10 protein-coding genes are annotated in these 14,329 nt (G+C 68.2%); 7 read left to right on the top strand and 3 right to left on the bottom strand.

The genetic code is table 11. The annotated features are described in order from the left end of the window. Positions 1-42 precede the first annotated feature (42 nt). Positions 43-2,469, top strand: coding sequence for an MMPL family transporter (locus MTQ12_RS10255; protein ID WP_247618532.1), 2,427 nt, complete (start codon positions 43-45; stop codon positions 2,467-2,469). 129 nt (positions 2,470-2,598) lie between these two features. Here the strand turns inward: MTQ12_RS10255 and MTQ12_RS10250 are convergent, their stop codons facing one another. Together MTQ12_RS10250 and MTQ12_RS10245 are read right to left on the bottom strand one after the other, a co-directional pair. Next, positions 2,599-4,035, bottom strand: coding sequence for an MFS transporter (locus MTQ12_RS10250; protein ID WP_247618531.1), 1,437 nt, complete (start codon positions 4,033-4,035; stop codon positions 2,599-2,601). Positions 4,036-4,081: 46 nt separating this feature from the next. Continuing rightward, on the bottom strand, positions 4,082-5,359 hold the full coding sequence (locus MTQ12_RS10245; RefSeq protein ID WP_247618530.1) for a C4-dicarboxylate ABC transporter substrate-binding protein: 1,278 nt from the start codon (positions 5,357-5,359) through the stop codon (positions 4,082-4,084). 190 nt (positions 5,360-5,549) lie between these two features. On the opposite strand from MTQ12_RS10245, the gene MTQ12_RS10240 reads away from it, so the two are divergent. Further along, positions 5,550-6,200, top strand: coding sequence for a pyroglutamyl-peptidase I (locus tag MTQ12_RS10240; protein ID WP_247618529.1), 651 nt, complete (start codon positions 5,550-5,552; stop codon positions 6,198-6,200). Between the two features lie 352 nt (positions 6,201-6,552). Here the strand turns inward: MTQ12_RS10240 and ugpC are convergent, their stop codons facing one another. Further along, entirely contained in the window at positions 6,553-7,623 is a 1,071-nt protein-coding gene (gene ugpC, locus MTQ12_RS10235; RefSeq protein ID WP_247618528.1) for a sn-glycerol-3-phosphate ABC transporter ATP-binding protein UgpC, read from the bottom strand. A 301-nt stretch (positions 7,624-7,924) separates the two neighbouring features. Here ugpC and MTQ12_RS10230 point away from each other — a divergent pair, with 301 nt between their 5' ends. From MTQ12_RS10230 to MTQ12_RS10210, 5 genes are all read left to right on the top strand, one after another. After that, positions 7,925-9,127: an acyl-CoA dehydrogenase family protein gene (locus MTQ12_RS10230; RefSeq protein ID WP_247618527.1), complete on the top strand. Its 1,203-nt coding sequence runs from the start codon at positions 7,925-7,927 to the stop codon at positions 9,125-9,127. Further along, positions 9,124-10,350, top strand: coding sequence for an acyl-CoA dehydrogenase family protein (locus MTQ12_RS10225; protein ID WP_247618526.1), 1,227 nt, complete (start codon positions 9,124-9,126; stop codon positions 10,348-10,350). The genes MTQ12_RS10230 and MTQ12_RS10225 overlap by 4 nt, the downstream gene beginning before the upstream one ends. 16 nt (positions 10,351-10,366) lie before the next feature. Continuing rightward, the gene (locus MTQ12_RS10220; protein ID WP_247618525.1) at positions 10,367-11,437 is read left to right on the top strand and encodes an aldo/keto reductase; all 1,071 of its coding nucleotides are present in this window, start codon (positions 10,367-10,369) and stop codon (positions 11,435-11,437) included. Between the two features lie 65 nt (positions 11,438-11,502). Further along, complete coding sequence (locus MTQ12_RS10215) at positions 11,503-12,957, top strand: NtaA/DmoA family FMN-dependent monooxygenase (RefSeq protein ID WP_265809048.1); 1,455 nt, start codon at positions 11,503-11,505, stop codon at positions 12,955-12,957. 25 nt (positions 12,958-12,982) lie between these two features. After that, entirely contained in the window at positions 12,983-14,320 is a 1,338-nt protein-coding gene (locus MTQ12_RS10210; protein ID WP_101652808.1) for a sugar ABC transporter substrate-binding protein, read from the top strand. Positions 14,321-14,329: the final 9 nt, after the last annotated feature.

Here is a 14,329-nt window from a genome sequence, read left to right as displayed (position 1 = left end):
TCTCCCCACATGGCGACTCGCGTGCCTCGTTGGCTGCGCATCATGCTCCCTGCCGTCCTCATCGTCCTGTGGGTGGCCGGTGCTGGCCTCGGCGGGCCGTACTTCGGCAAGGTCGAGGAGGTGTCGTCGAACGACCAGACGACCTTCCTCCCCGAATCCTCGGACGCCACCCAGGTGCAGGAGCGGCTGAGCGAGTTCACCGGCAGCGACGCGATCCCCGCGGTCGTCGTGTTCGTCGGGGACTCCGAGCTCTCCGACTCCCAGCTCGAGTCGATCCAGGACGCCGTCGACGGTGCGACCTCCGTCACCGGGGTGGCCGACGATGTGTCTCCGGCGATCCCCTCCGACGACGGGCTCGCCGCCCAGGCCTTCGTGCCGATCGACGAGAGCGCGGACGTCGGCGAGGTGATCCCCGAGCTCGGGGATGAACTCCGCGCCGAGGTGGGCGACGGCATCACCGTCTACGTCACCGGGCCGGCCGGATTCACCGCAGATCTCTCCGCCGGCTTCGCCGGGATCGACGGCCTGCTGCTCGCGGTGGCGCTCATCGCGGTGTTCGTCATCCTCGTCATCGTCTACCGGTCGCTCCTGCTGCCGATCATCGTGCTCTCGACGTCGATGTTCGCGCTCTGCGTCGCGCTCCTCACCGTGTGGTGGCTCGCGTACTACGACGTCATCCTGCTCAGCGGACAGACGCAGGGCATCCTCTTCATCCTCGTCATCGGCGCGGCCACGGACTACTCGCTGCTCTACGTCGCGCGATTCCGCGAGGCGCTGCGCGCGGAGCGGAGCACGTGGGCGGCGACGTGGACGGCGATCCGCGGGTCGATCGAGCCGATCCTCGCCTCGGGGAGCACCGTCATCGCCGGCCTCCTGTGCCTGCTGCTGAGCGATCTCAAATCCAACAGCACACTCGGCCCGGTCGCCGCGATCGGCATCGTGTTCGCGATGCTGTCCGCGCTGACCTTCCTGCCCGCGATGCTCTACGCCTGCGGTCGCGCGGCGTTCTGGCCCAAGCGGCCCCACTACGACCCCTCCGCGGTCGAGGCCGAGCACGGGATGCCGCGGAAGGGAATCTGGGCGCACGCTGCCCGCACCGTGGCCAAGCGGCCGCGCGCCATCTGGATCGCGACGACGATCGTGCTCGCGATCGGCGCGGCCTTCGTCCCGCAGCTCAAGGCCGACGGCGTGCCGCAGTCCGACCTCGTCCTCGGGGAGTCGGAGGCGCGCAACGGGCAGAACGCGCTCGGCGAGCACTTCCCGGGCGGCTCCGGTTCGCCGGTCTACGTCATCGTCCCTGAGGACGAGATGCCCGACGCGGCACGCATCCTCAGCGACAACGAGGACATCGACGGGGTCAGCGTGACCGCCGCCGATTCCCCGGCAGGCACCGTGCCCCTCAATGCGGACGGAGAGATCGAGCTGCCCCAGGGTGCCGGGCCCCCTCCGGGTGTCGCCGACGGCGCTGCGGCTCCGGAAGGGTCGGGTGCTCCCGAAGGTGCGGGTGCACCGGGCGGGGCCGGCGCCTCGGCTGTGGACCCGGCGGACTTCGAGCCGACCGTGCTCGAGGGCCAGGTGCTCCTCCAGGCGACGCTGACGCAGGCGGCGGACTCCGCGGCGGCCTCCGACACCGTGCGCGAGCTGCGCGACGAGCTCCACGAGCTGCCGGGCGAGGTGCTCGTCGGAGGCGTGACCGCGACGTCGATCGATACGAACGACGCCGCGATCCACGACCGGAACCTCATCATCCCGATCGTGCTCGTCGTCATCATGTTCATCCTCATGCTGCTGCTGCGCTCGATCCTCGCTCCGGTGCTGCTCATCATCACCACGGTGCTGTCCTTCGGCACGGCGATGGGCGTGTCCGCGCTCGTGTTCAACGGGATCTTCGACTTCCCGGGCGCAGACCCCGCCGTCCCGCTCTACGGATTCGTGTTCCTCGTGGCGCTCGGCATCGACTACAACATCTTCCTCATGACCCGGGTGCGGGAGGAGTCGCTCGTCCACGGCACACACGCCGGTGTGCTGCGCGGATTGGCGGTCACCGGCGGCGTCATCACCTCGGCGGGAGTGGTGCTCGCCGCGACCTTCGCAGCCCTCGCAGTCATCCCGATCCTGTTCCTCGTCCAGCTCGCGTTCATCGTCGCGTTCGGCGTGCTCCTCGACACCTTCGTCGTCCGCACTCTCCTCGTGCCTGCGCTCACCTACGACATCGGCAAGAAGGTCTGGTGGCCCTCGAAGCTCGGGAGGTTCGACGGTCCGAAGGGCGCGGCCGAGGCCGCGATCCGCGGGGAGTCCGACGGCACGGATGGTGGCTCACCGGGCTCGGGAGGTTACGGCTCGGGCGGGACGGGCTCGGGTTCCGGTGGCTCAGGCTCAGGTGGCTCGAGCGCCTCGGACCGGGATTCCTCCGGTTCGGGCAGCTACCGCCAGGGGAAGAAGACCTACCTTCTCACGAGCGGGGACTAGCTCCACGGGGCGGGGACGACTCCCGGCCCGCACCCCTTCGAGTGGTCATGTTCGGTCGAATACTCGCGAGTATTCGACCGAACATGACCACTCGACGGGATTAACTGACCACTCGACGGGAGAACGCCGTCAGACCCCTCGGCCGTGGGCTCTCAGGCGCACGGTCGCGAATGCGAAGACGAGCGAGAGCACGACGGTGCCGAGGGTCGTGATGCCGTAGGCGGTGGGCATCGGCAGGATCTGGGCGAGTCCGGCGAACACCGTCGACAGGATCGCGATGCCGAGCCCGATCCCCGTCTGCTGCGCCGTGGCGATGAGTCCGCCGGTGAGACCGGCCACCTCGTCGGGGACGGCGGTCATGACGACGGAGACGAGCGGACCGAGCATGAGCCCCTGACCTCCGCCGATGAGCACGGCGGCGACCATGAACCAGGCGGCGAACGGGCTGAGCCCGAGGAGCGCAATGAGGCCGACGCTCGCGAGCCCGCAGGCCTGGAGCACCGAGGCGAAGAGGAGGACGCGAGGTCCGCCGCGGGCCGGGCCTCCCGCGCGGGACACGAGGCGAGGGGCGATCGCCGAGCTCGTGACGAAGGCGAGTGCGAGGGTGAGGGTCGCGAGGCCCGATTCCAGCGGTGTGTAGCCGAGCCCGATCTGCGACAGGATCGCGAAGTTGTACATGAACCCACCGATCATGAGGAACAGCAGGCAGGACAGCGTGACGCCCAGGCGCACGCCGGGTTCGCGCATGACCCGGGCAGGGAGGATCGAGGGCTTCCCGGCGCGCTCCCGGCCGCGCGAATGGGGAACGAGCAGGCCGAGGCCGAGGGCGGCCGCCGCGAGCAGGACGGCCGAGCTGACGAGGGGGCCGGGTGGTGAGAGCGGGGAACCGAGGTCGATCCCCGCGCTGTTCGTGAGCCCGGCGATGAGCAGGAAGAGCGAGATGCCGAGGATGATCGAGCCGCGGAGGTCGAGTCCCATGGGGTTCGGGGAGCGGGTCTCGGTGAGATAGCGGGCGCCGACCCACGCGAAGATCGCGAGCACACCGACGCTGCCGAACGCTGCTCGCCACCCGAACTCCGGGCCGAAGCCGCTGTTGACGACGCCGCCGATCACCTGCCCGCCCACGGTGCCGCTGCCGGCGAAGACGCTGTAGAGGCCGACGGCGCGCAGACGCCGCTCGCCGGTGAGGATCGCCTGGATGCTCGACAGCACCTGCGGGGTGGTGGCCGCGGCCGCGCAGCCCTGGAGGAGGCGGGCGATGAGGAGGAGTTCGAGGTTCGGCGCGGCGGCGGTGAGGAACGCGGTGATCGCGAGGCCCGCAGTGCCGAGCTGGAACATCCGGCGGCGTCCGTAGCGGTCGCCCAATCGCCCGCTCATGATGAGCCCGGCGGCGAAGGTCGCCGAGTACGCCCCGATGACCAGGGAGGTGCGGGTCTCCGGGATCTCGAGCGAGTGCTGGATGCCCGGAGCCGAGATCGAGGCGACGGCGATCGTGTACGTCGCGAGGAACGTCACGACGTACAGCGGCCAGACCGTGGGCCGGTCAGAGGGCGGTGTGGGATTCACGGGACTTCGGCCCAGCACTCGGGGTCAGCGGTGTCCGACTGTGAGTTCACTCCGGGCGGTGCGGGGCGACGACGTCCTCGAACAGCCGCTCGGCGATCGGGGCGAAGTCGACATCGCCTTCGGTGTACCAGGTGTCCATGTCGGCGGTCGTGCCTCCGTCCTCGTAGCCGAGCTCCTCGACCACTCCGGTCCACTTGTCGAGGGACTCGCCCATGCGACCCTCGAAGTCATCGCCGAGCACCCCGCCCTCGACGACATCGGCCATGAGCTCGTCGTTCGTCTCGACGATGACCTCGGTCGCCTCGGGCCCGTACTCGGCGACCTCGCCGCCGTTCTCCTTGGCGCCCTTGACGCCGAGGTAGTTCGTGTCGACCGCGAGCGCGAGGCCCTCCTGCACGACCTGCTGGAGGGAGTCGAAGATGATCTGCTGGTACGGCAGCGGCAGCGACTGGTAGTTCATGCCGGCGGCGTAGGAGCCCCAGCCCTTCGGCATCCCCTCGTCGGTGGCGTAGCCGACGTGCGGCGCCACCTCGTGGAAGCCCGCCTGGACGGCGGCGTTGAACGGGGTGAAGCTGCAGTCGATGGTGTTGCGCTGGAGCGCCTCGTACGCCTCGACGTACTCGAGGGAGACGGGGGACGCCCCGAGCTTCTCGGCAAGGGTGGCGTGCGGGGCGGCCCCGATCCGCACCTGCCGGCCGTTGTAGTCCTGGAGGTCGGTGCCCGGTTCGGTGCACAGCGAGTAGTAGCCGTTGTTGGGCGTCGTCGGGAGCAGCGGGGTGAGGCCCTTGGACTCGAAGTCCTCGGTGATCTGATCGCTCTGCCACGCGAGGTCGGCGAGGACGGCGTTGGAGATCAGCTCGCCGACCATCGGCGACTGCGGGAGCGCGCCCGAGGCGGCGATGAGCCGGTCGTTGCCGGAGTACTCCGTGGGTTCGTACATCGGCTGGGTGTAGGAGATGTCGACGCGGCCGTCGGCCAATGCATCGTCGACCTCGGAGTAGCCGGCGATCGCCTGCCCCCAGACGACATCGAGGGTGATCTTGCCGCCCGAGCGCTCCTCGACCGCCTCGGCGAAGGCGATGTTCGACTTCGCGACGATCGACTCCGGCGATGCGGACGACGCCTGGAACACGAGCTGGACGGGGTCGAGGTCGGCGATCGCGGTGTCGACGTCCTCCTGCGAGGCGCCGAAGGCGTAGCCTTCTGCCTCGGATCCGCTCCCGCCGCCGTTCCCCGCCGAGCCGGCGCAGGCTCCGAGGACGAGCGACAGGGCCGCCGCGCTCGGGGCGAGTACGAGGGCACGGTTCTTCATGGTTCGCTTCATCGTCCACATCTCCTTCGATGCACGGCGCGGTGTCTTGATCTCGACCCGGTACTGACCGAGTGATCGTTAGGTATCACTTTACGTCAGTCGGGGAGAAGGTCAACCGGTGGCGGCGAATCCCGCTCGGGAGCAGACCGAGGCGGTGGGCTCGGGCGTGAATCGCCGACCGCTCCTCGACTACGGTTGCCGCATGAGGATCCTCGTGACCGGTTTCGAACCCTTCGGCGGTGACCAGGAGAACGCCAGCGAGCAGGTGGTGAAGCGCCTGCGGGAGCGCGCACTGTGCCCGGGCGTCGAGCTCGCGACGGCGATCCTGCCGTGCACCTGGGCCGGAGCGGGTCCCGCGCTCCTCGACGCGATCGCCGCCCACCGACCCGAGGTGATCCTCTCCCTCGGCGAGGCGGGTAGCCGCACCGCAGTCACACCGGAGCACCGTGCGCACAACCGGGGAGCCGGCCGCATCCCCGACAATGCGGGTGTCGTCCGCCCCGCCTCCCCGCTCGACGCGGGTCCCGAATGGCTCGAGACGCGCATCCATCCCGCTCCGCTGGCCGAGGCGATCCGGGCCGTCGGCGTCCCGGCTCAGGTCTCCGAGACCGCCGGGGCGTTCCTCTGCAACGCCGCTTTCCGCACGCTGCTGCGGGATACCGAGGTCCCAGGGACCTTTATCCACCTGCCCGCCGTGCGGAACCGGGGACGGGCCGGGGTGGGTGCGGAGACCGACGCGGGCGCAGCGGTGAAGGACTCGGGGCTCACCATCGACCAACTCGTCGATGGTGTCGAGGCCTCGATCCGGTGCGTGGCCGAGCAGCGGCGCGAGAGCGCATTGGACGACTGCTGACCGGTCGCGTGCGCCGTGTTTCGGGCACCTCGGCAGAGGAGCCGGGCACCTGGCACCGACACCAGTCGCCGACACTCGCCCCGATCGCTCACCATCCGGCCATCCTGGCCGCTCGAGAACCCGGCCGCTCAGCGAGTCGGGTCAGTGTGACCGCTCACTGCGTCGGGTCGAGCACGATCTTGCACACGCCCTCGGCTCGACTGTCCATGAGCGCATACCCCGTCGCGCATATTCGTGCGATGCGATGCGGCGCGCGGCGCGCAACTGTATCCAGAGCCCTTCACCAGGCAATCAGCTCCGTCCGGAGGAAGTCCAATACGGCCGCAAAGAACGGATCCGGTCACCCGGAATGTCATACGTCGATTCGCAACTCGGTCTCCCGGTCGAAGAAGTGGAGGCGTGACGGGTCGGTGCTGACACGGACGACATCACCCATTGCCGGCCGTGCATCCGACAGCAGCCGCGCGACGATCCGCTGTCCGTGACGTGAGTTCTCGCTCTGGCCGTGGATGAAGGCGTCGGCGCCGAGTTCCTCGATCAGCTCGATCCGCAGCGGCAGTCCACCTCCATCAACCTCCACAGCCAAGTGCTCGGGGCGGACGCCGATGATCACGTTCGCAGTGCCCGCCGACGCCGGCGCCGGCACTGCGCTCCCGCCGAGCAGCCGACCGAGGTCCTCCGGCGACAGGTCGAGCAGATTCATCGCGGGAGAGCCGATGAAGCCGGCGACGAAGGCATTCACCGGGCGTTCGTACAGCTCCCGGGGCGGGGCCACCTGATGCAGCCTCCCATCGCGCAGCACCGCGACTCGGTGGCCGAGCGTCATCGCTTCGGCCTGGTCATGGGTCACGTACACGGTCGTCGCCCCCAGGCGCTTCTGCAGAGCCGCGATCTGGGATCTCGTCTGCACGCGCAGAGTGGCATCCAGGTTCGACAGCGGCTCGTCCATGAGGAATGCCGTGGGCTCTCGCACGATCGCCCGCCCCATCGCCACCCGTTGACGCTGGCCGCCGGAGAGCTCCCGGGGCCGTCGGCGGAGGAGATCGCTCAGCTCGAGCAGTTCGGCCGCTTCGCTGACGCGGCGGCGGATCTCGTCCCTGGGCACCTTCGCCAGTTGCAGGGAGAAGCTCATGTTGTCCTCAACGGACTTGTGGGGATAGAGCGCGTAATTCTGGAACACCATCGCCAGGTCGCGATGTGCGGGCTCAACCCTGGTGACATCCTCTCCGTCGACCAGGACGGTGCCCGAGGTGGGGCGCTCGAGTCCAGCGAGGATGCGAAGCGCCGTTGATTTCCCGGATCCGGACGGCCCGACCAGTACGAGGAATTCACCCTCCTCGATGTCGAGGGTGAAACCATCGAGGGCCGGCTGCCTGTCCGCGGAATAGCGCAGGGTCACATCGTCGAAGAGAACAGAGCCCACCACATCCCCTTTCCCATGAGTCGAGTCGAAGCCGAGATTCCGAGTATCACCGCAGGTCGGATGAGATAGAACGTCGCGGCCGACACTCAACTTAAGCGGCGCGTGCCGGGCGATTCCAAATTTCATGTGCCTGCATGACGCGGCGTGACGCGGCGTGACGATTCTCATAACGACCATGGAGAAGCAGCCCCATAGTGAACCCGAAACCTGCCCGAGCGACCGAGAGATCTGGCTCTACGACGTCGCGGCACCGTGAGCACTTCCGCCTGCTCGAGGTGCTCATCCCCAGCGAGGAGGACGAGTGGCTGCATCCCTGCCTGTGCCCGAGTCGCTCGCCGGCGCCATCAGGCGCGCCGGTGAGAGCGCCCGTGGACGAGAGGTCGAGCGCGCCCTGCCCGTCGACGTGATCCGCTCGCTCGCGGACGAGGGGATCGGACGTCTGCGAATCCCTGCGGCCTTCGGAGGGTTCGGACTCGATTGGGTCCACACCACCGAAGTGCTGCTGGAGCTCGCTGCCCAGGACAGCAACATTCCGCAGGCGCTGCGCGGACATCTGGCGGTCCAGGAAGAAGTTCTCTGGCGGGGCGTCGATGGCGAGGCTGCCGCGAGCTGGCTGGAGCGCTTCCGGACGGGAGAGATCGCCGGAAATGCCTGGACGGAACCGGGTTCAGGCGGCTACAACCGCTCCGGCACGATCGTATCCCAGGGGCCGGAGGGGCCGGTGGTCAATGGCGTGAAGTACTACACGACCGGGTCGATCTTCGCCGATTGGCTCGACGTCACCGCGAGGGACGAGAACGGCAACGAGCTCGCAGTGCTGGTGCGAAGGAATCAGCCTGGAGTCCACATCGAGGATGACTGGACGGGCTTCGGTCAGCGGACCACCGGGTCCGGCACCGCCACCCTCACCGACGCGGAGGTCGCCGAGTACGAGGTGCGCCTGCTCGCGGACCGCTTCCCCTACCAGACTGCGCTGTACCAGCATGTCCTCCTCATCGTGCTCGCCGGCATCGCCGAGGCAGCCGCGCGAGATGTCGCCGAATCGCTGCTGACCAGGAGGCGGATCTACACACATGCCAACTCGACCTCACCCGCCTCCGACCCGCAGCTCCTGCAGGCGGTCGGTGAGGTGGACGCAACCGCAGCTCTGGCGCGGGCACAGGTGCTGGAGACCGCACGCGCGCTCGACGCCGCCTTCGCTGCACGCGGTGCTGATGAAGCAGCGCAGATCGCAGCGGCGAACGCCGCCGAACTGGCGACGGCGCGGGCACAGGTGGCCCTGCACAGGCCGGTGTTGGAAGCTGTGACGCGGATTTTCGACGCGCTCGGCGCATCCGGCGTCGACGGTGCGAAGGCGCTGGATCGTCACTGGCGCAACGCGCGCACTGTGACCAGCCACAACCCCTGGGTCTACAAAGCACGCATAGCCGGTGACCATCGCGTCAGCGGCACGGATCCTGTCCGCCTCTGGAGTGTGGGCGTACCTGAAGGAGCATCGAAATGACAGAGCACACTATCGCCCAGCGCTCGCACTGGAGCGGAGCGGCCTCTGCGGAGGAGATCGCCGCGTGGACCGCTGTCGCCGAGGACGTGGCGCACACCCTCGCTGCTGACGCTGTCGCCCGCGACCGTGCCAACCGGACCCCGCATTCGGAGGTTCACCTGCTCAAGGAGTCCGGGCTGGTGACCCTGCTGGAGCCCAAGGAGTTCGGCGGGGGAGGTGCCCACTGGGAGACGGCGTTCCTCGTCGTGCGGGTTCTCGCGCGCGCCGACGCCTCGATCGCCCAGGTCCTGGCCTACCACTACATCAACGCAGCCAACGTCGTCTTCAACATCGCGAACCCCGCCGACCGTGAGCGGTGGCACCGGGCGACGATCGAGGGCAGGTGGATCTGGGGCGATTCGGTCAACCCGACCGATCCCGATCTCGTCCTGGTCCCGGAGGCGAACGGATATCGCCTGACAGGGAAGAAGAGGTATTCGACGGGTTCGGCGGTCGGCGATGTTCTCCTCGTCAACGCCACCGTCTCCGAAGGGCCGAGAGCCGGGGAGGTCGGGGCCCTTGTCCTGGATCACGACCGGGACGGTGTGGAGTACGTGGACGACTGGGACTTCCTCGGCCAGCGGCTCTCGTCGTCGAACACCGTCATCTACCACGATGTGCGGGTTGAGGAATCCGACTTCCTCGGCTTCCTCGGGGAGGAGCCGTTCTCCACGCTCGTCACCCCGGGCATCCAGCTGGCTTTCGGCAACCTTTATCTGGGCATCGCGGAGGGAGCGCTGGAAACCGGGCGCAGTCTCACCAACAAGCGGCCCAACGCGTGGTTCCTGTCCTCGGCGGAGCAGTACCGGCACGACCCTTTCGTCCAGCGGCTCTACGGAGAGCTCAAGTCGCGCACAGCCGCGGTCTCCGCCCTGGCGGACAGGGTCAATCGACGATTCGACGAGGTCATCGGCCTGGGCCGGGAGGTGACCTCCGAGCAGCGTGGTGAACTGGCGATCGAGATCGCTGAACTCAAGGTCGTCTCCTCCGATGTCGCCACGGACCTGACGAACCGGATATTCGAGGCCACCGGCACCTCGAGCACCGCCTCGTCGATCGGGTTCGATCTCTTCTGGCGCAACATCCGCACGCACTCGCTGCACGACCCGGTCGACTACAAGAAGCTCGAGGTGGGCGCTCACTACCTCAACGGCGAGTTCCAGCCACTCTCGCTCTACACCTGACCACGAAGGAGCACATATGACGCAGACAGTCGACGTTTCCGCCTGGGGCACCGAGACCCACACCCCGTATGCAGCCGCCGACGATCGGTACTCCCGCTTCGGGTACCGTCGGGTCGGACGCAGCGGGCTGCTCCTGCCGCCCATCTCTCTGGGCCTGTGGTGGAACTTCGGTGACACGACCCCGTTCCAGACGCAGCGCGACATCATCCGGCACGCCTTCGACTCCGGGATCACGCACTTCGATCTCGCCAACAACTACGGGCCGCCCGCCGGCGCGGCGGAGGAGAACTTCGGACGCGTCCTGGCGAAGGATCTTAGACCCTACCGAGACGAGCTCAGCATCTCCTCGAAGGCCGGCTGGGACCAGTGGCGCGGGCCCTACGGGAATTTCGGCTCGCGCGGCTACCTGCTGTCCAGCCTGGACGAGTCGCTGCACCGCCTCGGACTCGATCACGTGGACATCTTCTACTCCCACCGGGTGGACCCGGAGACTCCGCTGGAGGAGACGATCGGCGCTCTCGACGCCGCTGTGCGCTCCGGAAAGGCGCGCTATGTCGGGATCTCCTCGTACTCGGCGGAGCGAACTGCCCAAGCCGCGGCTATCGCAGCCGAGCTCGGAACACCGCTGACCATCCACCAGCCGGCCTACTCGATGCTCAACCGCTGGGTCGAGGACGGGTTGCTCGACGTCCTCGAAGAGACGGGACTCGGGTCGATCGCCTTCACCCCTCTGGCGCAGGGGCTGCTCACGGACAAGTACCTGAAGGACCCCCATGCCGAGCCTGCCGGGGGGCGCACCTCGCTGCCCGCTCACCACCTCAGCGAGGACAATCTCGACCGCCTGCGCAGACTCGCTGAGGTCGCTCGGCGGCGTGGGCAGACTCTGGCCCAGCTCGCGATCGCCTGGCTGCTCCGCGACGGTGGAGTGACCTCCGTACTGCTGGGGGCCTCATCCACTGCGCAGCTCGACGAGAACCTCGGAGCGCTGTCCTCGACGTCCTTCAGCAGCGAGGAGCTCGCCGAGATCGACGAGATCACCCGGGGCGAGGCCGGCATCAACATCTGGTCGGTCTCCTCGGACCTGTGATCCCCACTACGCTACGGCAGGCCGCCGGCCCGCCGACCGCATTCCTGACCCCCTGGAGGTCCGACGTGTCCCGCTCCCCCCTCATTCTCTCCGCCTTTCTCATGAACACCACGAGCCACATCATCGGCGGCGCGTGGCGCCGTCCCGAGGCGCAGCAGCATCGGTTCAACGAGCTGCAGCACTGGGTGTCGCTCGTGCAGCGGCTCGAGAGCTCCGGATTCGATATCGCCTTCTTCGCTGATGTCGTCGGGCTCTACGGCGACCACGAGGGCGGATGGGCGTCTCATGTTCGCCGGGGGCTGCAGATCCCGGCGAACGACCCTCTCGTGCTCATCTCCGCGCTCGCGGCGGTGACCGATCGGATCGGACTGGCGCTCACTTCGTCAGTCATCCAGGCGCACCCCTTCGCCTTCGCCCGCCAGCTCTCCACCCTCGACCACCTCTCCGGAGGGCGCGTGGGCTGGAATGTGGTGACGAGCGCCTCGGAGAACGCCCACCGGAACTTCGGGAGCGACGGACTGGCCGAGCACGACGACCGCTACGACTGGGCGGAGGAGTACCTCGAGGTCTGCTACAAGCTCTGGGAGGGCTCGTGGGAGGACGGTGCGCTGGTGCAGGACAAGCACCTGGAGCACGACCGAGGACGCGGCCTGCACGGGGATCCGGACAAGGTGGCCAAGATCGAGCACACTGGCGCCCGCTACCGGGTCGAGGGCCCTCATCTCTCGGCGCCCTCGCCGCAGCGCACGCCGTTCCTGTTCCAGGCTGGGTCCTCGTCCCGCGGTCGGGACGTCGCTGCCCGACATGCCGAGGCCACCTTCTCCATGGCGCCGCGGCGCGACATCGCGGCTGCACATGCGAAGGACGTCAGGGAGCGTGCCGCACGGGCCGGGCGCCGGCCCGAGGACGTCAAGTTCATCCAGGGACTCTCCTTCGTGGTCGGTTCGACGGAAGCCGAGGCGAGGGCTCGGGCGGAGGACCTCGACAACTCGCTCGACATCCACGCCCTCATCGCGCACACCGCGGGCAGCCTGGGGGTCGACGTGGGTCACCTGCCGATCGACGCCCCGCTGGATGATCTCGAGCACACCGAGGGTGCCCAGGGACACCTCTCGGAGCTCAGAGCGATGGCACCCAACGGGCGCGTCACCCTGCGCGACCTCGCCCACTTCCGTGCCCATGCGACCAGGATCGTCGGCACGCCCGATCAGATCGCCGATGAGCTCGAAGCCTGGCAGGACGCGGGGATCGATGGGATCAATGTCATCAACTCGACGATCCCGGGCAGCTACGACGAGTTCATCGATCACGTCCTGCCCGTTCTGCGCAGCCGTGGACTCGCCCGCACCGCGGAGGAGGAGCAGACCCGCCGCCCGACGAGCCTGCGCGCGCGTGTGACGGGGGCCGACCGGCTTCCCGACTCCCATCCGGCGGCTGCCTACCGAGGCGCCTTCGGCCACCTCAGCGCGACTTCCACCGAAACCCCGAAGCAGCAGCTCCTCGCAGGCCGAGGACTCTGACGCACCCGACGAAAGGACATGCCCCATGAGCAGCACACGATCGGCCCCCGGCCGCCTGAAATTCCTCGCCGCCGGCGTCGTGGCCGCGCTGACGCTCTCCGCGTGCGGCAGCGCCAGCGCCGCCGAGGGTGATGCCTTCGCGGGCGAATACGAGGGCGAGGAGCTCAACCTCCTCCTCAATGCCTCCCACGAGGGCGCGGGTGCCTGGTTGGCCGAGAGCTTCGAGAAGGAGACCGGCGTGACGATCAACGTCACCACCGTCCCCTACGACGAGATCGCCTCGACGCTCACCCTCGATCAGCAGTCCGGAGCGAACGTCTACGATGTGTCGGCTCCGTGGTACGTCTCGCTCGGCGACCTTGCCGCTGACGGCAGCATCCAACCGCTCACGGAGTTCGTCGAGGGATCGCCGGACCTCGACGTCGACGACTTCATCCCGTCCATCTGGCAGCCGTATGCCCACGTCGGCGAGGAGATCTACGGGGTGCCCTTCGACGGGGACATCCACGCGCTCTTCTACAACACGGAGATCCTCGAGCGGAACGGCTTCGATGCGCCTCCTGCCACGTGGGACGAGTACGCCGAGCAGGTTCAGACCATCACGGAGAACGAGGGGGACGAGGGAGTCTACGGGGCTGCCGTCTTCGGCGAGCAGTCGCCGCTCATCCTCGGGGCGAGCTTCGCCAACCGCCTGGCCGGCTTCGGAGGCGAATTCCTCGACGATTCCGGTGCCCCCGCCATCAACTCGGCAGAAGCCGTGTCCGCCCTGGAGGCGTTGGAGGAGACCTGGGACGACGCTCTGCCCACCCCGGCGGAGACGGACTTCGGTGCCGGCAACTCGGCGTGGTTCGCCGGCAAGGTCGCCTTCATTGAGAACTGGACAGACCTGGGCGTGCGGTCGCAGGATCCCGAATCCGGCTCCGAGGTGGTCGACAAGTGGGGTGTGACGTACCTGCCCCGCGGAGCCGAGGGAGAGAAGCCGCGCGCCTCGCTCGTGGCGGGCTTCAGCTGGGTGGTGGCGGGCAATTCCGAGAAGACCGACCTCGCCCAGCAGTTCATCCAGTGGGCGGCATCCTCCGAGGTCAACTCCGAACTCCTCACGGCGCTGCCGCCCACCGGGATCGATCCGAATCGAGTCTCCTCTCTGGAGGACACGACCTATGGCGAAGAATTCCCCGAGCTCCAGGAGGTCAACAGGTCGACGCTCGACGGGGCATTGGCATGGCCCACAGGTGAGAACGCCACTGAGGCCGCACAGATCCTCACCGATGAGATCGCCGCTCACCTGTCGGGTCAGCGAGGCTCGGCCCAGGAGACCCTTGATGGTGTCCAGGCAGAGTGGGAGAGGCTCCTTGGCGACTGATCTTCACCC

It is taken from the genome of Brevibacterium sp. R8603A2 (assembly GCF_023072605.1).
Taxonomy (GTDB): Bacteria; Actinomycetota; Actinomycetes; order Actinomycetales; family Brevibacteriaceae; genus Brevibacterium; species Brevibacterium pityocampae.
This window is presented reverse-complemented; position numbering and strand designations above follow the sequence as displayed.

Coding starts and splice junctions, on each gene's coding strand:
- MTQ12_RS10255 (WP_247618532.1), top strand. CDS start 43: ATGCTCCCTGCCGTCCTCATCGTCCTGTGGGTGGCCGGTGCTGGCCTC.
- MTQ12_RS10245 (WP_247618530.1), bottom strand. CDS start 5,359: ATGAAGCGAACCATGAAGAACCGTGCCCTCGTACTCGCCCCGAGCGCG.
- MTQ12_RS10240 (WP_247618529.1), top strand. CDS start 5,550: ATGAGGATCCTCGTGACCGGTTTCGAACCCTTCGGCGGTGACCAGGAG.
- MTQ12_RS10225 (WP_247618526.1), top strand. CDS start 9,124: ATGACAGAGCACACTATCGCCCAGCGCTCGCACTGGAGCGGAGCGGCC.
- MTQ12_RS10220 (WP_247618525.1), top strand. CDS start 10,367: ATGACGCAGACAGTCGACGTTTCCGCCTGGGGCACCGAGACCCACACC.
- MTQ12_RS10210 (WP_101652808.1), top strand. CDS start 12,983: ATGAGCAGCACACGATCGGCCCCCGGCCGCCTGAAATTCCTCGCCGCC.